The organism is Cryobacterium sp. Y29, assembly GCF_002929825.1.
Taxonomy (GTDB): Bacteria; Actinomycetota; Actinomycetes; order Actinomycetales; family Microbacteriaceae; genus Cryobacterium.
In genome coordinates this window covers 186437-211042 of the sequence record NZ_PJJN01000034.1, presented here as the reverse complement: position 1 = coordinate 211042, position 24606 = coordinate 186437, and the positions used below count along the sequence as shown (strand labels likewise).

Here is a 24606-nt window from a genome sequence, read left to right as displayed (position 1 = left end):
CTGTCGTTACCCATTTATGAAAAGGGGCAACCATGCCCACGCGGCTGAAACGCAACCCGAAACCGTGCAGCGAAAGCGGCTTCGGAGTGGTCGAAATTGTCGTGGCCATGTTCCTCATCGGGCTCTTAGCCGTTGCCTTTCTGCCGATTCTCGTGCAGAGTGTGCGCGTCTCCGACACGAACGTGACCATCGCCGAGGCGACTCAGGTCGTGGCCCAGCAGCTGGAGCGGGTCGGGGCTGCCGGGTCGAGTTGCTCGGCGGTCAAGGCCGTCACCGCGAGTGTTCCGGCGGCGGTGGAAACGAAACGTGGTTTCCTGCAACCGCACTTGAGGCTCAACCTGCCGTCTACCGACGTCTGCGCCGAGCCGTACCTACGCGTCGTACAGATGAGGGTGTGGGCATCGTTCGTGGGGTCGAACGACGAGCTGGCCGCCGCGGAAACCCTCATTCTGTTGGACGCGCCATGACTTGCTGCGCGACGTCAGCTTCGGGCCCTCTGGACTCGGGATACACCTTGATCGAACTTCTTGTCTACATGAGTTTTACCGTCGTGGTACTCACGATCATCGGCGGCATGCTGATCAGCTCGGTGGGAACAGAACGGGACGTGCGCAGCACGACCGAGGCGACCAACCTCGGACAGCTGATTAGTCGGTCAGTGCAATCAGGGGTGAGAAACGCCTCGCAGGTCTCGCTGCAGAGCATCGACGACACCCAGTTTCTGGTGGCGCGAACCGCGGGCGGCGCCACCTCCGTGGTCTGGTCGTGCCAGGCATGGTTCTACACTCCGGCTGACGGTGGCTCGCTGTACACGAAGCGCACTTCACCGGCAAGTCTCATCACCGCACCCGTCTCTGGTGATCTGGGTAGCTGGATCAAGTTGGGCGACGGCGTCAGCACGACCGGTGCGGCGGTCTTCGGCGGGGTAAACGACCGCATCACCGTAGCCCTCACCCTCGACGCCGGCGCGCAAAAACCCGTGGTCGTCAACACGACGGTGACGCCGCGCACACTCGCAACGATTGGTGAACCATGCTTATGAGACGCGACGGTGCCAGCGCTGAGGACGGCAGCGCACTCATGGCGGTGATCGGTGTCATGGGCGTGATGATCGTGATCACCCTCACACTGACCGCGGTCACTCTAAACGCGCTGGATTTCACTGAAAGCACCCGCGCCTCGGTGCAATCGGTGGCGGCCGCCGAAAGCGGTGTCAGCGCGGCCGAACTTAGTTTGACCCAGGGCATCTGCTGGCCCAGCTACTCTCGATCCTCGCCACAATTCACAGCCGAGGTGGCATATTCCCTGAGCTCGACCGACAACGTATGGGTGGCGGGCTGCCCCGCCGCCGGCGTCGCGGCTGTGCGCTTGCGCGTTGAGTCAACCGGAAGCTCGCTGACCGGGTCGGCGTCGGATAGGACTCGAGTTGAGGCGATCTTCGAGTACGAGTCAGCCGTCTCCCCGGGCGTGCAGCCGAGCGGCGCGGCCATGTATCTCTATGGCGGTGTCGTGTTCATGAACAATGCCGACCTGCTCGTGGCCGAGTCGGGTCGGGCGGCCATCCAGGTAAAGAACGGAGACGTATCGTGCTCCAATAACACGGTGATCGAGGGTGATGTAGTCGTCTCGACCGGCAGCCTCAATATCGGCGGATGCTCCATCGAGGGTAACGCGTGGGCCACCGGTGCCGCGACGCTCGGCGCCGTAACGGGCAACCTCACCGCGGCGAGCGTGAATCTGACGGAGGCCGAACGGGCCAGCAGGATCGGCGGTGTCTACACGCGCTATACCGTCGGAACACCGATTCCCATGGTGCCGCCCTGGGTCGATCTCGACTACACACCGAGCGACTGGATCGACGCAAGCGGAGTGCCGTATAAAGTCGCGACAATCGGGGCTGGCTGCACCATCGACGCAACGACCCTCTCTGCAGCCGCGAACGGTGGCAGACCCGTCATCATCAACGCCCTGGCTGCGTGCCCTTCTGGTGTCACCGCCGCCGGTACGGTAAAGCTCAGCTCCGATGTCGTGATTTTCGCCGACAAATTCACTTTCGTCAACAACGTGCATTTTCAGTCCTCGTCGACATCTCGACATAAAGTCTGGTTCATCACGCCCGACCGGGTGGCCGACCACCTGCCCACCTGTGGCGCGTCGCAAGGCGACTTTGTGATGAAGAACAGTTTCACGGTAGCGCCCACACTCGACGCCATGACCTACACACCCTGCCGGTTCAACGCCATGAATAATTTCGAGTGGCGCGGCCAGCTCTATGCGAACGGGGCCAACGACTTCAAGAACAACACCCGGTTCGAATCGGCGCCGCTCGGCCTGCCGGGAATCGACCTCGACACGGGCACGGTGACCGGAGGCGGCTCGGCTGGCGCTGTTCCCCGGCTGGGAAACATGACGTCAATGAGGGACCTGAGTAATGGATAGCACACCGTGACGCGCCACGTCGTTGGCATCGACATTGGCCGGGCTTCGCTGCGGGCGGTCGAACTGGCCGATGCTGACCGGGAACAGCCGACCATTGTGCGATTCCATGAGGAGGCGTTGCCCGACGGCGCAGTGGGACGCGGCGAGGTACTCGAACCCAACACGGTCGCCTCGCAGCTGAAACGGTTGTGGGCGGGCGGCAAATTCACCAGCAGGAATGTCGTCATCGGTATGGGAAACCATCGGGTGGTTGCTCGAGACCTGACCGTTCCGGCGCAGTCGATTCGGAGCATCCGTGAGGCGTTACCGTTTCAGGTGCAGGATCTGCTTTCCGTTCCGGTGTCTGAGGCCCTGCTGGACTTTTATCCGATCAAGGCCGTTCCCGGCGATGGCCAGTCGGGGCCGCAGCTCAACGGACTGCTGATCGCCGCGGTGAAGGAAGTGGTTTTGCGAAACGTTCGGGCGGTGCAGTTGGCCGGGCTCAACCCGGTCGCGGTCGATTTGATTCCGTTTGCCCTCAGCCGTGCCATTCGTCGGGGCCGCCCCACCGACGATGTGGTTGCGCAGATCGACGTCGGAGCCGGGACAACGAGCATCGTGATCACCGCGTGCGGAGTGCCCCAGTTCGTGCGGCTCATTCCGGCCGGCGGTGACGACCTCACCCAGGCACTCAGCGCGCGGCTCGACCTGCCCGTCGATCAAGCGGAGGCCCTTAAACGCGCCTCCAGCATCGGCTCAAGTGGGCCGCTCCCGGGCGGGTCAGCGGATGCCGCTGGGCCGGCCGATATCGCGGCGATCGCCGGGCTCGTCATTCACGAGGGCGTGAGTGAACTGCTCGCCAGCCTGCGGAACACCGTGAACTACTTCATCCACACCCGGAGCGACCTGCCCGTGACCCGTGTCGTTCTCACCGGGGGCGGAGCACGGCTCGGCGGGTTCGCCGCGCAACTCGCCGAACTCACCCGACTGCCGGTCGCACCGCCGAACCCGACCGGCGGCCTCGCCGTTGGTCGAGGAGTCGACACCGAGCGGCTGGCGAATTCAGGCGGCGACTATCTCGTCGCCCTCGGCCTCGCACTGGGACGCACACCATGAGTGCGCCGAAGACAGATCACGACCCGGTCATCGGCGGTGACCCCCGGGTCGATCTGCTGCCGCCCGAAATCACGGCGGAACACAAAGGGCGCAGGCTGCGGCGGGGCCTCGCCGTCGCGGTCGTCGCGGTCGTGCTCGTCACGGGCGCCGGCATCGCGGCCGCCACCTGGGAAGCCGCGCGTAGTCAGGCCAGCCTCGCCGTCGTGCAGACGCGCACGACCGAACTCCTGGCGGCGCAGAGCGAATACATCGAGGTGCGCCGGGCGCAGGAGGACGTCGACGCGACCATCGCGGCCCGCCGGCTGGCGACATCCGTTGATATCGACTGGACCGATTATCTGCAGCAGATTCGCGCTCGACTGCCCGGCGACGTCGTGATCGGCGCCGTGGTGCTGGACGCGGGTTCGCCGTGGGTGCCGTACGTGCAGGCGAGTGCGCCCTTACAGCCGAGTCGCGTGGCGACCATCAGCCTCACCCTGACCAGCCCGACCCTGCCGAGTGTTCCCAACTGGCTCGACGCGATGGCGACCCTGCCCGGGTACGCCGACAGCGCACCGACCCGGGTGGCGTTGCTCGACTCCGGTGCGTACGAGGTGAGTCTCACGCTGCACGTCAACGCCGAGGCGTTCTCCAACCGATTCGCAGAAGCCGAGGTGAGCCAGTGACGACGACAAAGTGGTGGCTGGTGGGGGCGATGCTCGTCATCGCGCTCGTCGTGCTGGCCGGGTTCACCTTGGGGATATCGCCCAAGCTGGAGGAGGTGGGCGTGACCCGCGCGACGCGAACCGCAGCCCTCGCCCAGAACGAGGTCTACGAACAGCAGCTCGCGGCCCTGCAGCGTGAATTCGACGGCCTTGAAACGGTGCAGGACGAACTTGCGGTATTGCGGGCGGCGATCCCGGAGGGTGCGGCGCTGCCGGCTCTTATCGGCCAGCTCGATGCCATTGCCGGTCGCACGTCGGTCACTGTGACTGAGTTCACGTCGGCCGACGCGATGCCCTATGTGCCGGTCGTGCCCGCGGCCGACACGATCGCGCCTGACTCGACGGCGCCCGATTCGACGGCGCCCGATTCGACGGCGCCCGACTCGACGGTGCCCGGCACGACCGCGCCCGACACCGACGCCGCTGGTTCAGCGGCGCCGAGCCCGCTGGTGACCGCGGAGAATTTTATCGCCGTGCCGGTCACGATCTCGGTCACTGGAAGTTTCGACGCCGTGCTGGAATTTCTTGACGGCGTGCAGAACGGGCAGCGTCTGCTGACGGTTACCTCGTTCAGTTCTGGCACGCCCGCTGCTGACACTCCCAACCGGGTGACGGGCCAGATCGCGGGGATTGTCTATGTGCTTCTCAACGTGGGCTGAGGTCTGCGCTGAATGAGGTGCGTGCGTGCGTGCGTTCGACCGGACGAACGGTTTCGTATTGGTCGGTCGGATAGTCGGCTGGAACGTGCGCCCACATGCGCGGGTTGGCCTGCAGGGTGATTCTCCTGCCGGCAACCAAGAGAAGGTGCTGACGATGGCGTCAACCAATGCACTCTTTTTCCCCAGACAAGCGGGTACGACCGGAGCCCATTACCCCCATTATGGGGGTGTGCCATTTCCCCGAGTGGGTGACAGGGTCGAGTGTCGTGGTTAGGCTTAAACGTGAGACCGGCTGAGTCTTTGCGAGCCAACACAAAGACGCACCATGGAAACAAAGCAGGTCGGGGGAGCGATGGGTAGGCGGCTTCCTTCTGCTCCGCCCGTTTTGTCGGGCTACACCTACGTGCGCCCCCTCGGCACCGGTGGATTTGCCGACGTTTTTCTCTTCGAACAGAACATGCCTCGCCGTTCCGTTGCGGTCAAAGTGCTGCTGCAGGACATCGTCAACGACGACGTGCTGCGCTCGTTCAACGCCGAAGCGGACGTCATGGCGCGGCTCAGCTCGCATCCGTCTATTCTCACCGTGTACAACGCCAGCATCTCTGCCGATGGCCGCCCGTACCTGGTCATGGAATTCTGCCCCGGCTCCTATTCGTCGCGAGAACGCGCAGTAGCGCTGCCGGTAGCGACCGTGCTGAGCGTTGCCGTGCGCATCGCCTGCGCCCTCGAGACGGCGCATCGTTCCAAGGTGCTGCACCGTGATATCAAGCCATCCAATATTCTCACGACCACATTCGGCGGCCCGGTGCTCGGTGACTTCGGCATCGCCGCCTCCCTGGCCGGCGGCGCTCGCGACGAGCTGTTCGCAATGTCGCTGCCCTGGAGCGCACCGGAGGTCGTCGACGAACGCACCAGCGGCACGGTAGCAACCGAGGTCTGGTCATTCGGCGCCACCATCTACTCGCTGCTGGCCGACAGGGCGCCGTTCGAACTGCCCGCGGGGTCCAACGGGTCGCGCGCGCAACTGAAACAGCGCATTGGCCGAGCGAAATTCACCAGCATCGGGCGAGCGAATGTTCCCGCCTCCCTCGAGAGTGCCCTCGCCCGCATGATGAGTCGCGATCCCGCGGCCCGCCAGGCGAGCATGCTCGAATGTGCCTACGACCTGCAGCGCGTGGAGCGGGACCTCGGACTGCCCCTCACCGCGCTGGAGGTAGCCGACGAAGCCTGGGCATCTGCTGGTGCACCGGTGGACTTTGACAACCACGAATCGCGCGGCGCTGTCATCTCTGATGTCATTGTTCCCACCCTGCGCCCTGGCCCCCGGCGCAGCGCGCGCCTTCCGGCGTCCCCGACCCGCGAAGGTACCCTGCTCGGCGATCACGACACCGGGCGCACGCGATTTACGCCGCTCAGGCTGAGTCTGCTCCTGTCTGGCGCTGTCGTCGCCGGCATCGGCGGCACCATCGGTGCCCTCGTGATCGCCGGTGTGATCTGATGGGCGGGGTGTTCTGATGGCCGGCAAACGGGCTCGTCGTCGCCTGCCCGGGCTCTCGAAGGCTCGCCTTGGTGTGATTCGCATTGCAGCGGTCGCCGCGATCGGGGCGTTGCTGGCCACGGTGGCGATCGTCGCTGATGGTTTCGATGTGAAGCAGACGCCAGTGAACGCGAGTTCGATCTGGGCATTGCAAAGCGGCGACGGCAACCGGTACGCCCGCGTCAACACCGACCTGGGCGAACTGGACACCGTGAAAACAGTGCCAGCACCCAGCGAACTGGTGCAAACCGATTCCACCGTGCTGCTCTTCGCCCAGAACAACGAAAAAGTGGTCGACGTGAGCCTCGCGGCACCGATCAACCTCGGCGACGACGCGGGCGATTACGACAACACGCCGGCCGGAACCCGCACCATCGTGTCGTCGAGTTCCTGGGTCGGCTACCTCACGACCGCGGGAGCGGTCTTGGCCGGGGCAGTCGGCGCTGGGGAAGAGCCTCGCTCAGTGAACCCCTACGCCGACGACGAGGTCACCCCGGGCGAGCTGCCACGCGCGTACCGCTCCGACGCCATCGCGATCACGCCTGACGGGGTGCTCTACAGCTACTCCAGCGCGGCAGAAAGCATGCTGCGCTATTCCATCGTTGACGACAAGATTCTCGGCGAGGACGCTGTCACCGACGGTCCGGCCGAACCCGGAAGTCAGCTGAGCGTCGTCGGTGACAGCTGGGCGTTGCTCAGCGTGGCCGGTGACGAACTGTGGCTGGCCGGCCAAAACGCACCGGTCGCGACTGACCTGAGCGAACTGGCCGTGCTGCAACGCCCGAGCACCGCCGCCGACGACGTGCTTATCGCCGACCAGACCGGCCTGGTCGCCTTTGCCCTGACCGACGGTGCCCGTACCGAACTGGTCGGCAATTCCGAGACGGTACTCGGGGCTCCCGCTGCGCCGACCCCTTTTAAAGGAGAGCGCTACGCCGCCTGGCTACCCGCTTCCGGTGCCGGCGGCACCCTGTTTAGCGAGAACGGCGGCGAATCCGTTCTCAGCTACGGCGCGGTCACTCCGAACGGCGACGCCGCGCCCGCGTTTCGTGCCAACGAGTCACTCCTGATTCTCAACGACACCCAGAGCGGATGGGTGTGGACCGTTCCCGGCGGCGCATTGGTCGCGAGTTCCCAGGACTGGACCCTGGCCGCCGCCGAAGAGCCCCAGCGCCAGGACAACGTAGAAGAAGCCTCCGAAGTCGTCGAACCGAAGGCCCCCGTGGCCGTGCCGGATTCTTTCGGCGTGCGCGTCGACCAGCTCGTTCCGCTGCCGGCGTTGCTCAACGACCACGACGCCAACGATGACGTGCTGAGCGTCGTGCCGGCCTCGGTCACCGGCCTCGATCCCGATTTCGGCACAATCACCGTCACGGATCAGAACCAGGCACTTGCCGTGCAGGTAACCCCCGGCGCCAGCGGCTCGGCAACTTTCAACTACGCCATCACCGACGGCTCCCGTACCGGCGGCCTCGATTCGCCGTCGACCACGGTCACTCTCACCGTGCACGGCAACGATGTGAACACGGCGCCGGTCTGGTGCGGTACCGACGGCTGCCTGCAAGACTGGCCGAGCCCAGAGGTGCAACCGGGCGGAACAGTGACCGTGCCGGTGCTGCCCGGCTGGGTCGATCCCGACGGAGATCCCATTTTCGTCGCATCCGCTGTCAACACCACAGACATCGGCTCGGTTAGCGTAACGCCGACCGGCGTGCTCGTCTACAAGCACCCGAATGCGGCCGAACAGTCCGCGCAGTCGGCCACGATTCTGGTGCGCGTCTCCGACATCCATGGCGCTTCGACCGAGAAGGTACTCACCATCGTGGTCACGCCAACGCCGCGGCTCACGGTCGAACCCTTCGCGCTGCTCGCGTCGGTGAACGAGCGGCTCACGGTGAACCCGGCCGAGCACATCTCGGGAGCTGCCGGCCTGTACCGCGTCACCTCGGCGACGACCCCGTCGAGCGCCGAGGGGTCGACCGTGAGCATTACCGCGAACGGCACCGCCATCGACTTCATTGCGACCACGATCGGCAACTACACGGTTAGCCTCACCATCGCCGACGACGTAGCCGAGGTCGTATCGCTCGTGCGCATTTCGGTGGTGTCAGCGGATGCTCAGGCCCTCACCACGTCACCGGTGACGGTTTTCGTGCGACCCCAGGCCGACACCAGCGTTGACGTCTTCACCGCCGTCTCCAACCCGGCCGGACGTGTGCTGTTGCTCGGCGAAGCCATTCCCGAGACCGCACTCGGTGCTTCGCTCAGCGTCGACGTCGTCGGGCAAAACATTTTGCGGGTGCGCGGCTCCACCGCCGACGAACGGCCGGGCAAGCTCGGCACCGTGCGCTACACCGTGTCGGACGGCACCGAAAATCCGCTCTATACCGTGCGCGGCGAGGCCACCGTCTACCTGCTCGCGGCATCCGTTCCGCAGGCTCCGATCGCCAGAAACGACAGCGTCTCGGTGCGGGTCGGTGCCCAGATCGACATTCCGGTGCTCAACAACGATGTGGCGCCCGACGGCAACATCGTGATGCTCAACGCCGGGTCCGTGCAGAACCGCAGCGACCGTGGCCTCGCCTTCGCAGCTGGCGTCGAACTGCGTTACCTCGCCCCCGACGAACCGGGCAGCTACGAGCTCGCCTACAGCGTGTACACCGCTGGCGCTCCCGAACTCATCGACTCGGCCGTAGTCTCGGTGGAGGTGCTCGCCAACGGCGAGAACACGGCTCCGCAGCCGCACACCCTCTACGGTCGGGTACTGTCGGGCGAGACGATCGAGATTCCCTTCAACAGCTTCGGCACCGACCCCGACGGCGATACCGTCGTGCTCGATCGGGTGCTGACCCAGCCGGCGCGCGGCACGGCCTCGCTCAATGCCACCGGGGATGCCATCGTCTTTTCCAGCCCACGCGACTATCACGGCGCCATCGAATTTCAGTATCGCGTGCGCGACACCGCCGGGTCCGCCGGCGTCGCTCTCGTGCGCATCGGCGTGCTCGACCAGCGTTCCAATCCGAGCCCGATCACCTTCAGCGACTACGTCGAGGTGCAGGCAGGGCCGGGCAACCAGGTCGTCGTTTTTCCCGCCGCCAACGACATCGAACCCGGCGGCGGCAGCCTGACCCTGAGTGCGGTCACCCCCGACGCGGCGGTCGGCACCGATGAGTATGACGCCCTGGCGCAGCGCATCGACTCCGTCACCGATGAACGAGTGGTATTCACGGCCGGCGACGAACCGGGCCTACTCACCTTCGTGTACTCGGTGACCAATGCCAACGACGACGTCGGCCAGGGCCTCATCGTGGTCAAGGTTGTGCGTACCTCGGTGCCCGACTATCCGATCGTGATCGACACGACCCTGACCCTTGACGAACGAGACGGGTTCCCGAACGGCATCGACGTGGTCACCGACAAGGTGTCCTGGAACTCTGGTGATGTTTCTGACCTCACCCTGACTCTGTGGGGTGACCACCCGGGCCTCGACGTGTCCGGCTGGAAGATCAGCGGCGACGTTCCCGACGAAGGACTGCTCGCACCGTTCGCCGTGACCGGACCAAATTTTCAGGGTGTCGTAGTGACTACCTATGGGTTCCTGCGCATTCCGGCGAAGGATGCGACCATCATCGCGCTCAAAAAAGTAAACGTCGACCAAAACGTGCGGGAAGACGCCTCCGTCAGCTTTGATCTGACGAGCCTCGTATCGATTCCCGCTGATTCCACGCTGGAACTGCAGCGCACCGGCATCCGTTCGTCGGGGGAGCGGGGCAACGCGACGTGTACGTTCGACTCCGGCACGACGGTCACCTACACGGCCGGTTCCGACGCTCCGTGGACCGACTCCTGCACGGTACCGGCCCGCATCGACGGGCAGAAGGACTACACGCAGCTGGTCGTGCCGATCGTGGTGGAGCCGCTCGACCCCCAACCGGAACTGCGGCCGGCGGCGCTCACTGCAAGCCCCGGCTCGGAAGTCATTCGTTACGACCTCAGCCACATGGTCGAATGGCAAGGCAAGGATGACGTGCCGGCACTGACCTTTACGATCAACTACTCGTCTGACCAGTTCACCGTGACGCAGGACGGCTCGATTCTCACGATCAGTGTCGCTGACAACGCCGTGGCCGGCCGCGAGGCAGCGGTCACGGTGAGCCTGTCGAGCCACCGCGAGGCGATTGCGGCGGCGCTCGTACTCAAGGTGGGCCCGGCGCCGAGCGAACTACCCAAGGGCGGCACCGTGGCGACGACCTGCACCCAATCGTCGGGATCGAGCTGCTCGATTGCGGTCGTCGGCACCGCCGGCGAGGTCAACCTCTACCGGGGCACCCCACTTGAACTGGTCTCCGTCACTGCCCCGAGTACCTGCGTGGGAGTGTCGTTCGCGGTCGAGAATTTGCGAAACGTGCGGGCCACCTGGTCTGGTGACACCGCCGGCGGGGTCTGCGAGGCGAGCTTTGTGGTGCGCGACGCCCAGGGCAAGCTCAGCGCCGGAAGCCGCAACGGGGTGGTAACGGTTGACCTGCGGGGCTACCCGAAGGCGCCGAACGCCGTGGCCCAGATCGCCTACGACGACCGAACAATCACACTCTCGGTCAGTCCCGGCGCTGCCAACGTCGCCTACCCGGCCTTGGCGGGTTTCAACCTGTACCGCAACGGTGCGTCGGTCGGCCGCTGCGACGCGTCGGGAGACTGCAGCGTGATCCGAACGACCGCGAATGGCCAGAAAGACCGCTACGAGGCGAAAGCCGTGAACGCCGTCGGTGAATCGCGCAGCGCCGTCAGCGTGACGGCGTGGTCGTATGACACGCCGGGCATGGGCGAGCTCGCGGCCGAACCGGTCTTCCAGCAAGGCACCACGAGCGCGTCGACCGGTGCCGTCTCCGTGACGATCGAGAACAACGACCCATCAACCAACCGTTACAGCGTCAACGGCAGGGAACAACGGGTTCAGACGCCAGGTACCGGAACGACCGAGCTCACCCTCGCGCTTCGTGTCGGCAACCAGACCGTGACCGTAACCCCCCTCAGCCGGAATGACCAGCCCGCTGGCAGCGGCCCGACCGAGGAGACGACGTCTCAGGCCGTGCGCGTTGCCGGATCGCCCGAGATTACCAGTGCCGGTTCGCTGAGCTCGCAAAACCGGTCGATCATCGTTCGAGACGCCCGGTTTGACGCGAATTTCAGCGCACTGCCAGCAGACGTGCTGTACGTGGCCTCGCTCACCGAGGGTGCAAGCTGCAGACTCACTCCGGCCGGCTTCACCTCGGCTGGAGCGACCACCTCGGACGATCCCACAATCGGTAATCTCGCCCAGCACAAGAAATACTTTGTGACGCTCTGCTATTCCAACGGCTACGGCGTCACGATGGCCAACGCCGGAGCGATCACCACGTGGGAGGCGCCGGCAGGCCCGGGCGACGGCGAGTACACCTACCTGGTGGCGCCGCCGGCTAATGGCCAGTACCTGATCGAGGCGCCTACGTCGTCGGCGCCGGTGCCGACCGGCTTCAGGACCGACTTCGAGCGTTTCGACGAGACCACCGGCTCGACCGTTTTCGGCGCCGACCCTGGTATCCGCGTGCGGTACTGCCTGAGCGCCGATTCAACCCTGTGCAGCGAGTGGTCAACGGTCACGGCAGTCGACCCCAACCGCGCCTGGCAAGTGGAGTACGCGGTGCCGAGCCTGAATAACAACGGATGCGGCGCCGGCGGCACCCTCAAAGTTGCCATGGACGCGACCTCCGCCGGGCTGGCTGAGGCCCGGGTCACCTCCGCCTTCTACAACGTGCCGGATGAAAATGGGCCGCGGTGGAGCGAGTACCCGGGCGATGTGGTTCCCGTCGATGCCACCCAGGTCAAGGACGTGGCCTGGACCCTCACCTGGCAGGCACCCGAAACCTCCGGTCTCGACGAGGTAGCCGGCACGACCACACCCACCCCTGTCGACTGTACGTCCAGCCTGCCGACACCGACACCGACACCGACACCGTCTCCGACACCGTCTCCGTCTCCGACACCGACTTCGTCTTCGACTCCGTCTCCGTCTCCGTCTTCGACACCGACTTCGTCTTCGACTCCGTGACACTGAAAGAGCTACACACATGACAATCACCCCGGAACAGGCAGACTGGTTCACCGCGACCTTCACGATGATGGTCGACAACGTGGAGCAGGTCGTCCTCGGCAAGCGCCACGTGATCGAACTCGCCTTCACCGCGATGGTCAGCGAGGGGCACCTACTGCTCGAGGACTACCCGGGCACCGGCAAGACCTCGCTCGCCCGAGCCATGTCGCAGACCGTGCAGGGTGTCTCCACCCGTATTCAGTTCACCCCCGACCTGTTGCCCGGCGACGTGACCGGCATCACCGTCTACGACCAGAAGACCGGCGAGTTCGAGTTTCACAGCGGACCCATCTTCGCCAATGTCGTACTCGCCGACGAGATCAACCGGGCCAGCCCGAAGACCCAGTCGGCGCTGCTCGAAGCGATGGAAGAGGGCAACGTCACCATCGACGGCGTCACCCGCTCCACCGGGGTACCGTTCCTCGTCATCGCCACCCAGAACCCGATCGAGCAGGCCGGTACCTACCGGCTGCCAGAAGCCCAGCTCGACCGGTTCATGATGAAGGCCTCGCTCGGCTATCCCGACCTCGCCTCGACTATTCGCATTCTCGAAGGCACCGCTGACGTGCGCCACGAACTTGCCCCGGTCATCACCCCGCAGGCGCTCGTGAGCATGAGCGACATTGCGCGCTCAGTGTTCGTGAACCCGCTCGTCTATGACTACATCGGCCGCCTGGTCGAGGCCACCCGCGACGCCCGCCAGGTGCGCATGGGCGTCAGCGTGCGCGGCGCCCGGGCCCTCACCAAGGCCGCCAAAACTTGGGCCGTCGCCCACGGCCGCACCTTCGTCACCCCCGACGACGTCAAGGCCCTCGCCGACCAGGTGTTGGCACACCGCTGCGTGCTCGACCCCGAGGCCGAGTTCGATGGCGTCACCGCGAGCGCCGTCATTGGCCAGATTCTGCTGAACGTCGTTCCGCCCAGTCGGAGCGACCTGGCGTGAGCTTTCACACCGAATCGCGTCGCGCACGTACATCGACGCTGACGCGCGCTTCGACCCGGACCAGGTCTGCCACGCATACCCGGTACAGCACCACGCGCACGAACACGTCGACGACGTTGACCCTCGTGGGCGCTGTCGTGCTCTGGATGCGCGTGTTGCGAACGGTGCGAACCGGTGTGAAGGCATCCGTCGAATGGGTCGGCGAAACGGTTACACCGGCCGGCTGGGTGGTGGTCGCCACTGCCATCGTGCTGTTGCCGTTCGGCCTGGTCTTCGGCTGGACCGAGCTGATCGTCACGGGCTGTGTGGCGGTGGCCCTCATTCTCATCTCGCTGCCTTTTCTGGCCGGCGGCCGCGCCTATAGCGTGGATTTCGTCCTGCCGGTCGATCGGGTCGTGGCCGGTTCCGAGGTGCTCGGCACCCTCACCGTCACCAACGTCTCCAAACGGCTCGAGCTGCCGGGGCGCGTCGACGTTCCCATCGGCAAGGGGCTCGCGGATGTCTACGTGCCGCTGCTGCGCGCCGGCCAGGTTCACGAAGAGTATGTTCGCGTGCCGGCCTACCGCCGCGGGGTCATCGACGTGGGCCCGGTCACGACCGTGCGCAGCGACCCGCTCGGTGTGCTTGGACGCGAAGTTGCCTGGGCCGACGTCAACCGATTGTTCGTGCACCCGGTGACCGTGTCGATTCCGAGTACGAGCGCCGGTTTCGTGCGCGACCTCGAGGGCAACCCCACGAGCGATATCGTCGACTCCGACATCTCTTTTCACGCCATTCGCGAGTATGCGCCCGGTGACGGGCAGCGGCACATCCACTGGAAGTCCACCGCGAAGACCGGCAAACTCATGGTTCGACAGTTCGAAGAGAGCCGACGCTCACGCCTGGCCATCGTGCTGAGCCTCAATGCCACCGAATACGCCTCCGAGGATGAGTTCGAGATGGCGGTCAGTGCTGCTGGCTCGCTCGGCGTGCGGGCGATTCGCGATGGGCGGGACCTGGCCGTCGTGGCGAGCGAGGAGATCCCCGATATCGTGCGCAGCAGCATCCGTTCTGTGCGCAGCCTGAGCGTCGTATCGACGCGCACCCTGCTCGATGACCTCACCGCGATCGAAACCAGTCCACACGCGATGCACGTCGAAGACGTCTGCGTGCTCGCCGCGCAGGTGGTGCCCGATATTTCCATCGCGTTCGTGGTCTGCGGGTCCGCCATGACCGCGCGGCGATTGCAAGCCCTCACCCTCAAATTCGCCGGCAACGTGCAGGTCGTCGCTGTGCTGTGCAACCCCAACGAACAGCCAAGTTTTCGTGACCTGGCCGGCACCAGCGTGCTGACCATCGGCGTGCTCGACGACTTTCGCGCCCTGCTGAGCCGAAGAGCGGCATGAGCGCGCCCGTACAATACCGTGCCCACGTGATCAACGGCGTGTTCATCGTGGCGATGATGCTCGTTGCCGTCTGGGCGGCCTGGCCGATCTACCAGGCCACCAGCTACCTGATCATGGCGGCCGGAGCGGTTCTGACCGGGGTGGCGCTCGCTTGGCTTGGGGAGCGCTGTGGCTGGTCGTGGTTCACCGTGCTGCTCACCGTGCTCGGCGCCTACCTTGTGCTTGGAGTTCCGCTCGCGGTGCCGACCGCCCTCACGGGTATTGACGGCGTACTCGGTGGGCTGCTCGACCTGGTGACTGCCACGGTGTTCAGCTGGAAAGAGCTCGTCACCATTCAACTGCCGGTCGGCTCGTATCAGTCATTGCTCGCCCCGGCCTTTCTCCTGTTTCTCGGCGGCACGACGGCCGCGCTCTCGTTGGCCTGGCGCGGCGGCCGGCTCGTGGCCCTCGCCGTGCCGCTGATCTTTGGCGTACAACTGTTCGGCCTGGTCTTCGGATCGAGCGCTGTGAGCGTTCCGTTGACCGTGGTCGGGGTGAGCGTGCCGGCTCCGCGCGAAAGCCTGATCGGTCTGGCCGCTCTGCTGCTCGCCTTCGGCTTTCTGGCCTGGCGCACCCACCTGGCCCGAAGCGCGGCGCTCGCCCTGGCTGCCCGGACGACCGGGGTACGGCGCACCCTTGGCGGCCTCGGTGGTCGCATTCGTCGGGCCATTCTCGCCCTCGGGGTACTCGTGCTTGCCATCGGCATCACCCTCGGCGGACTCTCGGCCGTCGCGGCGACGCCGACCCGTGAGGTGCTGCGCAGCAGCATCGACCCGACCGTCGAACTGCGCGAGTACGTCAGCCCGCTCAGCCAATACCGCAGCTACTTCAGCGCCGAGCAGTACGACGCTGAGCTGTTCACGGTGACCGGCACTGCGGTCGACGACGGCACCGCCTCGCACGTACGCCTGGCCGTGCTCAGCTATTACGACGGTGAAGTCTTTCGGGTCGTGAACCCGGCCGACGGCGAGAGCGACCACACCACCGCCTTTGCTCGGCTGCCGCACTTGCGCGGCGTTAGCGCCGACAGCGACACCACCCGCTTCGACATTGCCGGGTACTCCGGCGTCTGGATGCCGGGGGTCGGCGGGCTGTCGAGCATCCGCTTTGCCGGTGATCGCGCTGCTGACCTGAGCGACGGCTTCTTCTACAACGCGGGTACGGCATCCGGAATTCAACTCAAAGCCCTCACCAACGGTGACCGCTACACGATCCTCTCCGAGCGGCAAGCGGATGCGACGGACCTGGCCGGTCTCGCCGGCCCGGCCAGCAGCTCGATCGATGACACGCTGATTCCGCAGAGCCTGGTCGATTGGGTCGACGCCCAGGCAATCACGCGTGATGGCGCCGGTTTGGCCGAACTGGTCACCCGCCTGCGCGAGCGCGGCTACCTCAGCCATGCTCTGACCGTGCCTGCGGTGGCTTCCTGGACCGCCGACCTCGGCGACTACCAGTTCTCGCCGAGCCTGTCGGGGCATTCGGTCGCCCGCATTGACGCGCTCTTCACCGCGCTGCTCGAGAAACAGAACAGCACGACCGCCAGCGAGAATTCCCAGCTCGTGGCTGGAGTCGGTGATGACGAACAGTTCGCCGTCGCTGCCGCTCTGCTCGCCCGTCACCTCGGATTTGCGTCTCGGGTGGTGCTGGGATTCACCCTCGGAGCGGCCGAGGCTGCTGATTCGGACGTACCCGGCGATTGCCTCGCGGGTGTCTGTTCGGGGCAGAACCTCGCGGCGTGGGTGGAGGTCGGCAACGGCGATGGCACCTGGGTCACCGTTGACGCGACCCCACAATTTCAGAACCCGCTCTCACCCATCGACGACACGATGCGCGACCCGCAGTACAACACCGAGGTCATCGCCGAGGGAGCGACCGAGCAGCGCGCGCCCGAGGCCAACCCCACCAGCGGCGAAGATCAGCAGGAACAGGATCCGGTTACCGGCCCCGACCTCGCTTGGCTGTTCGCGGCCCTCAAGATCGGCGGCATCAGCCTGGCCACACTGCTCGCGATCAGCACGCCGTTCCTGGTTATTCTCGGCGCCAAACTCAAACGCCGCCGTGACCGGGCGCGGGCTACCGACGTGTCGGCGCGGTTCGCCGGCGGCTGGGACGAATACATCGACGCCGCCGTCGACCGTGGCCTGGCAGACCAAGGAAGCATGACCCGGGTCGAGACGGCCGCGCACTACCAATCGGTCGGTGGCGCACAGCTCGCGACCCTGGCCGACCGGGCCGTCTTTGGCGAAACATCGCCGCAGGCCGCCGATAGCGACGCGTTCTGGGCACTCGTCACGGTCGAGCGAGCGAGCCTCGCGGCGAGCGGGACGAGGCGCCAACGCCTGCGCGCTGCCATCTCTCTGCGCTCTTTTTCTCGGCTAGCCAATGCCGGCCCACTCTTCACTTTTCGACCCAGCGCATCTCGACGCGACGTCATCATCGTGCGCCTGAACCGGCGCGACACCAGCAGAATGGGGGAGCGGCCGCCCGTCAGCGGCCGCAAAGCATAAATGGATGAATCATCTGGAGCTATGATCACGATAATCGCGGTCGCTGTGCTGGTCGGTCTCGGCGTGTACGTCTTCTCGTCGATCGGTCTCAGTAAAGTCTTTGTGAAGCTCGGAGAACAGGCCTGGAAGGGCTGGGTGCCGATCGTCAACAGCATCACCCTGTATGAACTCGGCCGTTATTCAGCCCTGTGGGTGGTTGGTCTGTTTATCCCTGTCGCGAACGTAGTGGCCCTCGTCGTGCTCGTGCTGGCGGTCAACAACGTTAACCGGCGTCTCGGCCGCGGCGGTGGCTTCACCCTGCTCTACCTGGTCAGCAGTCCCATCTGGGCCGGCGTGCTCGGGTTCGGCAAGTCTGTTGACACCGGCTGGATGCCCGGTATCCCCGCGACCGGGTACGTTCCGTTCGCCCCGATGACGCCGCTATCGATGACGCCGGCACCGCCGCCGGCTCCCGCACTGGCCGGCCACCACGTGCTGACACCGATGCCGCCCGCGCCGCCCGCGCTGCCGGACGTGCCAGCTCAGCTTGCCGTTGAGCTACTTCCCCCGGCCCCGCCAGCAGCGTTTCCTGCGACCACAGCGGCCGCCCCGCTCGCGCCTGCCGTTCCGCACGGCCTGCCCAGCGGTCCGCCGCCGTTCTACGTGAGCGCGCCTCCGGCCCCAGCTCCAACCCCTGCCTCGCCCGTGTCGTCAGCCCCGGTCGTTGTTCCTGCGCCGCCGGTCGTCGCTGCGCCGCCTGCGCCGCCGGTCGTTGCTGCGCCGCCTGCGCCGCCGGTCGTCTCTGCACCGACGGCGCCACCGGCGCCTACGGTCATCTCTGCGCCGGTCGCCGCGCCGGTGAATCCATGGGCTCCGCCAGCGCCGGTCGTTCAGGCAAGCACTGCACCGGTCCCCACAGTGTTTCCGGTCGCGGTTGCAGCGCAGGTTTCTGCGGTCATACCCCTCGCAGCACACGCCAGCGAGGTATCTGAAGACGAATCCGAGGACGACGACGAGACCATGATCGTCGTGCGTCGTATGAAGCCGTGGACGCTCGAAACCGAACACGGGCTGAAAGTCTCGCTCACCAAACCGGTAGTGCTGCTCGGCCGCAACCCCGCGCGAGGCGGGGCACACGTAGACGCACAGTTAGTTCCACTGCATGACCCGGGCAAGACGGTGTCGAAGACCCACGCCCGCCTGGATTTTATCGATGGAGCGTGGGGTATCAGCGACTTGCACTCGACCAACGGTGTCGTGCTCATCGATGGCGGAGGCTCTGAAAATGAGCTCGATGCAGGTGCGAGTGCGCCCCTGACCGATCGGTTCCTTCTCGGGGAACTCGCGGCGCGCATCTACCTGGAGGCCTGAGCCATGGCGCACCTGAATGACACTCGATCGAACAGTGCCGGGGTCTCGCTGCAGTGCGGCTCACGCACAGATGTCGGCCGCAAACGACACGAAAATGAAGACTCGCTGCTAGCGTCTCAACCCGTGTTCATCGTCGCCGACGGCATGGGCGGGCTCGAAGCCGGCCAGCGAGCCAGCTCGGCCGTGATCGCTGAGTTTCAGGCCTGCGTCGGCCGCGTCGATGTTGCGGCCGGGGACGTAGTGGCTGCGGTTGAGCGCGCACACACCAGGGTTCGCGCCGTATCGGATTCGACCGGGCGCGGCGCGGGCAGCACCCTCACCGGTCTGGTGCTCATCAACCACGAGGGTTTGCCGCAATGGCTCATCGTGAACGTCGGCGACTCGCGCGTTTACCGCCTGCACGGCGGCGAGTTTCAGCAGCTCACCGTCGACCATTCCCTGGCTCAGGAACTCATCGACGACGGTTCACTTTTGAAAGCGGATGTCGCCAACTTCGCGCGAAAAAATGTCATTACTCGCGCGATGGGCGCCGACAACAGCAATGCCGACTATTGGCTGCGCCCGGTCGTGACCGGCGAACGCCTGCTGGTGTGTTCTGACGGCCTCAGCGGCGAGCTTTCCGACGAGGCTATCAAGGCCGGATTGACCCTCGGCGGTGGCACCCAGCAGACGGCGGATGCGCTGCTCGCCGGCGCCCTCGAACACGGCGGACGCGATAACGTTTCCGTGATCGTGATCGATGTCATCGCCGGCGGGGTCAGCTCGTGGCACGGCGTCCCGGTCGGCGACGACCAGTCCGACACCCGCACCGAAGACACCCGACCGGTGCAACGAGTGGCTCGCAATGCGGCCCGCTGAACCAGCAGGGGTCGCTCTGCCCGACATTGATGACACCATAATCGTTGAGCGAACTGCAGACGAACATACGCGTATTGTGCGGCGCGCGAATGACGATTACACCCGCCGCGTGGTACGGCAGCCCCCCACCGAGGTAGGGGATTCTGGGGACACGCCGCACGAGGATGACCCGACTACCAACCAGGCCAACGAGGCTACCATGCAGTCCTCCAGGGGCAGTACGGCCACCGATACGCTGTTGAGCCAGCGGCGGGCGACCGCCCCCGTGCACACTCCGGTCGTTGATTCCCTGCAACGCCGATACCAGCCGCCGCAGGTGCAGAGCGGTGCGAGTGTGCGCTACGCGGCGCGGCCGACTCCGACGATTATTTCACCGCAGACCCCGGTGCCAATACCCGACGTGCTGCCCGACCTGGCCCGCCTCCGCCTCGCTGACGCGGCCGCCGAGATTCGCAAGCGTGCCGAAGTCACGAAACGTCGCCGTCGCCGATTCACGCTGATGGCGATCATCTCGAGCACCGTTCTGGTCGTGCTCGCAGCAGCTGCCTACACCGTTTTCACGATTCTCACGTGGTGATCGCGCCGCGTCTGATCGCCACCCCGGAAAAGACAGCAGATCCGGCGGCATCCGCTCGGGGCCGCGGTCGAGAAACTGCTCGGCGACACCGCCTGCGGGCCTGATGGAGCCGAAGCGGCGACAATTCGAGCGACCGTGGAATCGACTGTGCCTCCGAATGGGGCCAAGCCGAAGCCGGCGTTGGGCGTACGGTTTTTCCCGGTCTGAACGCCTATTTCGAAACAGCGACCCTGCGCGTGGCTACCGATGGGTATGAGGTGCATCACGTGGCCGGGCCCGAAGATGCCCTGCAGCCCAACCGCACCCTGTGCGACGGCGATAGCTTCGTGACGGTGACCGACGAGGGGCAGCTGTCACCTAGAGCAGACGGCTGTTCGCCCGAGGCCTGGCCGGGACCTCGCGTCTTCGTGCCCGGTAGAAACCCGTTGCGCGCACGCGGAATCTAGCGCGCAGAAATCTCGACGCCTAGAAGCTTCGCTATTTTCAGATTGCGGAACCGGATCGGTCTGATAGCCCGGGCGGCAGGGTTCGGCTTAGTTGCGCCAGGGTGGTTCGGGGCTGGGGGTGTTGGCGCGGTGGCTGTGGGTGGGGCGCCAGGTTTGGGTGGGGTCCCAGAGGAGTGGGCCGCGTATTTGGGGTTGGCCGTNCGCGCACCTGGGGTCTGCCACTGATCATGCGGATTGTCCATCCGTTGGTGTTGATGGTGTGGTGGTGGAACCAGCAGAGGAGGACGCCGTTGTCGATGTTGGTGGGGCCGTGTTGGTGCCAGGGGATGACGTGGTGGATTTCGCTCCAGCGGGCGGGGGTGGTGCAGCCGGGGATGATGCAGCCTTCGTCGCGGGCGGCGATTGCGGCGCGTTGTTTGGTGGTGAAGCAGCGGACGGTGTCGCCGAGGTAGAGGATGGTGCCGGTGGTGCCGGTGGTGCCGGTGGTGCCGGTGGTGCCGAAGATGACGTGTTGGGCGCCGCCGGCGCAGATGGCTTCGTTCACCCGGCGAAACGAGATGGGGGCGTCGACGCCGTCGATCCAGCCGACGCCGCGACCGCTTTCAAGGTCGGTGGCGTTGATGTGGATCATGACGGTGGGGGCGGCGCCGCCCATGGTGGGGGTCTTCGGATCGCGCGCGGCCGCTTCGAACACACAGCGGAGGATGTCGGCGCGTTTCTCGCCGGCGGTGCGGGAGTCGCCGTCGTAGCGGGCGTCGCCGGTGAACGGGTCGGCGCTGAATCGCTCACCGTCCACGCTCGTGTCGACACCGTCCAGCACGCTAGGGTCGTCGAGGGGTGTGGTGGGTTCGAATCGGGGCGTGCGAGACCGGGCTGACAGGTAGGTGTCGAAGAGGGTGTCCATGATGCCGCGCAGCTCGGGAGTGACATCGGCGCGCAGCGGGTAGAGCCCGTGGTGCAGCAGCCCGAACGTCAACGTGCTCTTCGCTTCGACGGTGTCGTCGTTGGGGGCGGTACCGTCGGGATCGAGCCGGCCCTGCCACTCCAAGGCCTGCGCCCGCAGCAGGTCAGGCGCGAAGCGGATGCCGGCCCCGGGCAGTCCGACGGTTTCCGGGGTGATCGCGCCGGTCGCGGAGGCGACCAGGGCACGTTCCACATGGTCAAGATCATCCTGCAGAACTTTTCCATGAAGGGCGGTGAGGGTGCCAGCGATGATCTCTGCCGCTTCCAGGCCGAGGTCGCCGCGGACCAGTGCTGCGGCGATGACGGGGTACCGCGCGGGCACGGGCAGTCCCATCGGCGTGCGTTCCACGACGGTTTCGCCCAGCTTCAGACGCCGTTTCGCTTCGCGGCTGGAGATACCGGCGAGTTGGGTGATGAATTCAACCCGGTTACGGCATCCGTTTTGGAAGGCGAGGCACCCGTTGCCACGGTCGGTCTCAGCGCGCACGCCGATGTCGGTGGTGGCTCGTAGCCTGGCACCATCAACCTTGCGACCGAGCTCTTCCAACGCTGCCATGACCGCGATGGCTTCAGCATCATCCAGGTGACCAAACCGTGTTCCATCCAGAACAGAGCCCAGCAATGCACCAGCCTGACCGATGCCCCAAACCCGAGAACCCTCGGGTTCCGGCACAGAGCCGGTTGCAGCGGGCGGAGCGGTGAGGGTCATGGCGTCAGTGCCTCCTTCACCCCCAAGTCTAGCCCGAATCAACCATGGAAGCGAGTAAATCTCAGCATAAAAGTGATGCCAGATCAGAAGTTTCTTCTCATCGACGAGAGTAGAGAAATGGTTGTTTTAGGAAGCACCGATTTACCCGCTCTCGCGAGATGCACTGCAACGGGGGTGGACGAGCGATCTTTCACGAGACGCATTATGGGCAAAGTCACCCCTGAACTGGGTCCGCTATAGGGAGCGGCACCATCGGTAGGAACGGGTTCAGCCATTGCCCACCGCGATAACGTAAAGAGTCAGTATCGTGCCGCGACTGCGGTGTACCTCCACGGGGGCACATTGAGCTGACTAAGAACCCCGGGGGAGCCGCGCACACGTGACCAGCCTGACCGAAATTTTAATCGTGCACGGCTTGCTCCCAATCGAGCAGCTCGACACCGTGCGGTTGAACGACCGCGCTGACGAAGCTACGGTGCGCAACCTGGTCGAGATGGGCACGATCACCGAGCTGCAGTTCGCCAAGGCACGTGCCGAGCAGAAAAACCTGCCCTTTGTCGAGCTACTGGATTATCCCGTTGACCGGCTGGCCGTGGCCAAAGTGCCCGCCGCCGTCTGCCGCCGGGCCAACGTGCTGCCCATCGGCTTCGAAGACGGTCGTCTCGTGGTGGCCATGGTCAACCCCGGCGACGTATTCGCAGTGGACGACGTGCGCGAGGCTGCCCGCATGCGGGTCAGCCCGGTCGTCGTCGAGCCGTCTGATCTGCAAGCGGCCATCGCCCGCTACCATCGTGCCGACAACGAACTGATCGACCTCAGCACCACCCTCACGGCCGACAGTGAGGAGCCCGACGACACGACGACACCTGCCGAAACGGATGACGCGGCACCGATCGTGCGCTTCGTCAACCTGTTGGTCAGTCAGGCGATTCAGGACAACGCGTCGGATATTCACATTGAACCCGGCGAGAACGACGTGCGCGTACGTTACCGCATCGACGGCGTGCTGCACGAGATGCAGAAGGCGCCGTCAACCATCGCCGGCGGCGTCACCTCGCGCATCAAGATCATGAGCGACCTCGATATCGCGGAGCGCCGCAAACCTCAGGATGGCCGCATGTCCGTGCACCACAACGGTCGTACGGTCGACCTGCGTGTGGCCATTCTGCCCACGGTCTGGGGTGAAAAAGTCGTTCTGCGAATTCTTGACAACGCGACCTCGTCGATGAGCATGGACGGCCTCAACCTGCTCACCGATAACTTCAACGAGTACGAGATGGCGTACACCAAGCCCTACGGCATGATTCTGGTCACCGGGCCGACCGGTTCGGGCAAGTCGACTACCCTCTACACGACACTGCACGCTATCAACCGGCCGGAGATCAACGTGATCACCGTCGAGGACCCGGTCGAATACCGCATGCACGGGGTCAACCAGGTGCAGGTGAACCGCAAGGCGGGCCTCACCTTCGCCGTGGCGCTGCGTTCCATTCTGCGTGCAGACCCCGACGTCGTGCTCCTCGGTGAGATTCGAGACCAGGAGACCGCGAAGATCGCCATTGAGGCCTCGCTCACCGGTCACCTCGTGCTGTCGACCCTGCACACCAATGACGCGCCAAGCGCCATGACCCGGCTGATCGAGATGGGTATCGAGCCATTTCTGGTGGGTTCGGCACTGGACTGCGTTGTGGCGCAGCGGCTGGCCCGGCGCCTGTGCGACCGTTGCAAGGTACCCGACGATCGCACCGACCTGGCCTTTCTGGGTTTTGTGGTCAATCCGGCAGTGGGTTACGTCTCGAACCGTTCTACGATCATGCCGGAGATCGGTCCGGCCATCGATCCCACCACAACGGGCACCATCATCTATAAGCCCGCCGGGTGCGCCAGTTGCTCGCAAACGGGCTACCGCGGACGACTCGGCATTCACGAGGTCATGACGGTGTCCGAAGAAATCGAGCAGCTTACCGTGGCACGCGCCTCGAGCGCGCAGATCGCAGCCGCGGCACGCAAGCAGGGAATGATCACGATGCGTGAAGACGGCTGGGCCAAGGTCGCCCTCGGGCTGACCTCGATCGACGAGGTGCTCCGTGTGGTTTCCTAGCGTTTGGGATGCCCCGGTTGGTCACCGACGGACCGCGCAGGTACCTCGGTGAGGTCGCCCGACTTCGGTTATGCCGTGCAGGAATCCGATGACACCGAATATGGGGAGCCGGGCACTGGCGCGCCCGCGTCTACCGTTGATATCCGTGCCAGGAGGCTTCTGCGGTC

At 65.3% G+C, this 24606-nt stretch carries 16 protein-coding genes; 15 read left to right on the top strand and 1 reads right to left on the bottom strand.

Annotation, left to right across the window (positions count from 1 at the left end):
- The first annotated feature begins 32 nt into the window (after window positions 1–32).
- From CXY74_RS11275 to CXY74_RS11210, 14 genes are all read left to right on the top strand, one after another.
- A complete protein-coding gene (locus CXY74_RS11275) occupies window positions 33–467 on the top strand; it encodes a type II secretion system protein (protein ID WP_104200499.1) in 435 nt (144 codons plus the stop codon).
- A 47-nt stretch (window positions 468–514) separates the two neighbouring features.
- On the top strand, window positions 515–1042 hold the full coding sequence (locus tag CXY74_RS11270) for a hypothetical protein (protein WP_146070125.1): 528 nt from the start codon (window positions 515–517) through the stop codon (window positions 1040–1042).
- Window positions 1033–2439, top strand: a complete 1407-nt coding sequence (locus tag CXY74_RS11265) for a polymer-forming cytoskeletal protein (RefSeq protein WP_146070124.1) — start codon at window positions 1033–1035, stop codon at window positions 2437–2439. The genes CXY74_RS11270 and CXY74_RS11265 overlap by 10 nt, the downstream gene beginning before the upstream one ends.
- A gap of 6 nt (window positions 2440–2445) precedes the next feature.
- A complete protein-coding gene (pilM, locus tag CXY74_RS11260) occupies window positions 2446–3534 on the top strand; it encodes a type IV pilus assembly protein PilM (protein ID WP_104200496.1) in 1089 nt (362 codons plus the stop codon).
- Window positions 3531–4199 (top strand): hypothetical protein, encoded by a 669-nt coding sequence (locus CXY74_RS11255; protein WP_104200495.1) that lies wholly within the window; start codon window positions 3531–3533, stop codon window positions 4197–4199. Before pilM ends, CXY74_RS11255 begins: the two co-directional genes overlap by 4 nt.
- Window positions 4196–4897, top strand: coding sequence for a type 4a pilus biogenesis protein PilO (gene pilO / locus CXY74_RS17730; RefSeq protein WP_199183210.1), 702 nt, complete (start codon window positions 4196–4198; stop codon window positions 4895–4897). The genes CXY74_RS11255 and pilO overlap by 4 nt, the downstream gene beginning before the upstream one ends.
- Window positions 4898–5222: 325 nt before the next feature.
- Window positions 5223–6395 carry a serine/threonine-protein kinase gene (locus CXY74_RS11245; RefSeq protein ID WP_233193344.1) on the top strand — a complete coding sequence of 391 codons (1173 nt, stop codon included), beginning with the start codon at window positions 5223–5225 and terminating at the stop codon, window positions 6393–6395.
- A gap of 16 nt (window positions 6396–6411) precedes the next feature.
- Complete coding sequence (locus tag CXY74_RS11240; protein ID WP_146070123.1) at window positions 6412–12519, top strand: Ig-like domain-containing protein; 6108 nt, start codon at window positions 6412–6414, stop codon at window positions 12517–12519.
- Window positions 12520–12538: 19 nt separating this feature from the next.
- Window positions 12539–13504, top strand: coding sequence for a MoxR family ATPase (locus CXY74_RS11235; RefSeq protein ID WP_104200492.1), 966 nt, complete (start codon window positions 12539–12541; stop codon window positions 13502–13504).
- Window positions 13501–14889 carry a DUF58 domain-containing protein gene (locus tag CXY74_RS11230; RefSeq protein WP_233193343.1) on the top strand — a complete coding sequence of 463 codons (1389 nt, stop codon included), beginning with the start codon at window positions 13501–13503 and terminating at the stop codon, window positions 14887–14889. Before CXY74_RS11235 ends, CXY74_RS11230 begins: the two co-directional genes overlap by 4 nt.
- The gene (locus tag CXY74_RS11225) at window positions 14886–17435 is read left to right on the top strand and encodes a transglutaminase domain-containing protein (protein WP_104200491.1); all 2550 of its coding nucleotides are present in this window, start codon (window positions 14886–14888) and stop codon (window positions 17433–17435) included. The genes CXY74_RS11230 and CXY74_RS11225 overlap by 4 nt, the downstream gene beginning before the upstream one ends.
- Before the next feature lie 21 nt (window positions 17436–17456).
- Window positions 17457–18785, top strand: a complete 1329-nt coding sequence (locus CXY74_RS18305) for a DUF5684 domain-containing protein (RefSeq protein ID WP_158252353.1) — start codon at window positions 17457–17459, stop codon at window positions 18783–18785.
- A gap of 3 nt (window positions 18786–18788) precedes the next feature.
- Window positions 18789–19643 (top strand): PP2C family serine/threonine-protein phosphatase, encoded by an 855-nt coding sequence (locus CXY74_RS11215; protein WP_104200489.1) that lies wholly within the window; start codon window positions 18789–18791, stop codon window positions 19641–19643.
- A 109-nt stretch (window positions 19644–19752) separates the two neighbouring features.
- Window positions 19753–20220: a hypothetical protein gene (locus tag CXY74_RS11210; protein WP_146070122.1), complete on the top strand. Its 468-nt coding sequence runs from the start codon at window positions 19753–19755 to the stop codon at window positions 20218–20220.
- Between the two features lie 483 nt (window positions 20221–20703).
- Here the strand turns inward: CXY74_RS11210 and CXY74_RS11205 are convergent, their stop codons facing one another.
- A complete protein-coding gene (locus tag CXY74_RS11205) occupies window positions 20704–22338 on the bottom strand; it encodes an HNH endonuclease signature motif containing protein (protein WP_104200487.1) in 1635 nt (544 codons plus the stop codon).
- 379 nt (window positions 22339–22717) lie between these two features.
- Here CXY74_RS11205 and CXY74_RS11200 point away from each other — a divergent pair, with 379 nt between their 5' ends.
- Window positions 22718–24439: a GspE/PulE family protein gene (locus CXY74_RS11200; RefSeq protein ID WP_104200486.1), complete on the top strand. Its 1722-nt coding sequence runs from the start codon at window positions 22718–22720 to the stop codon at window positions 24437–24439.
- Window positions 24440–24606: the final 167 nt, after the last annotated feature.

Coding starts and splice junctions, on each gene's coding strand:
- CXY74_RS11275 (WP_104200499.1), top strand. CDS start 33: ATGCCCACGCGGCTGAAACGCAACCCGAAACCGTGCAGCGAAAGCGGC.
- CXY74_RS11265 (WP_146070124.1), top strand. CDS start 1,033: ATGCTTATGAGACGCGACGGTGCCAGCGCTGAGGACGGCAGCGCACTC.
- CXY74_RS11255 (WP_104200495.1), top strand. CDS start 3,531: ATGAGTGCGCCGAAGACAGATCACGACCCGGTCATCGGCGGTGACCCC.
- CXY74_RS11245 (WP_233193344.1), top strand. CDS start 5,223: ATGGAAACAAAGCAGGTCGGGGGAGCGATGGGTAGGCGGCTTCCTTCT.
- CXY74_RS11240 (WP_146070123.1), top strand. CDS start 6,412: ATGGCCGGCAAACGGGCTCGTCGTCGCCTGCCCGGGCTCTCGAAGGCT.
- CXY74_RS11235 (WP_104200492.1), top strand. CDS start 12,539: ATGACAATCACCCCGGAACAGGCAGACTGGTTCACCGCGACCTTCACG.
- CXY74_RS11225 (WP_104200491.1), top strand. CDS start 14,886: ATGAGCGCGCCCGTACAATACCGTGCCCACGTGATCAACGGCGTGTTC.
- CXY74_RS18305 (WP_158252353.1), top strand. CDS start 17,457: ATGATCACGATAATCGCGGTCGCTGTGCTGGTCGGTCTCGGCGTGTAC.
- CXY74_RS11215 (WP_104200489.1), top strand. CDS start 18,789: ATGGCGCACCTGAATGACACTCGATCGAACAGTGCCGGGGTCTCGCTG.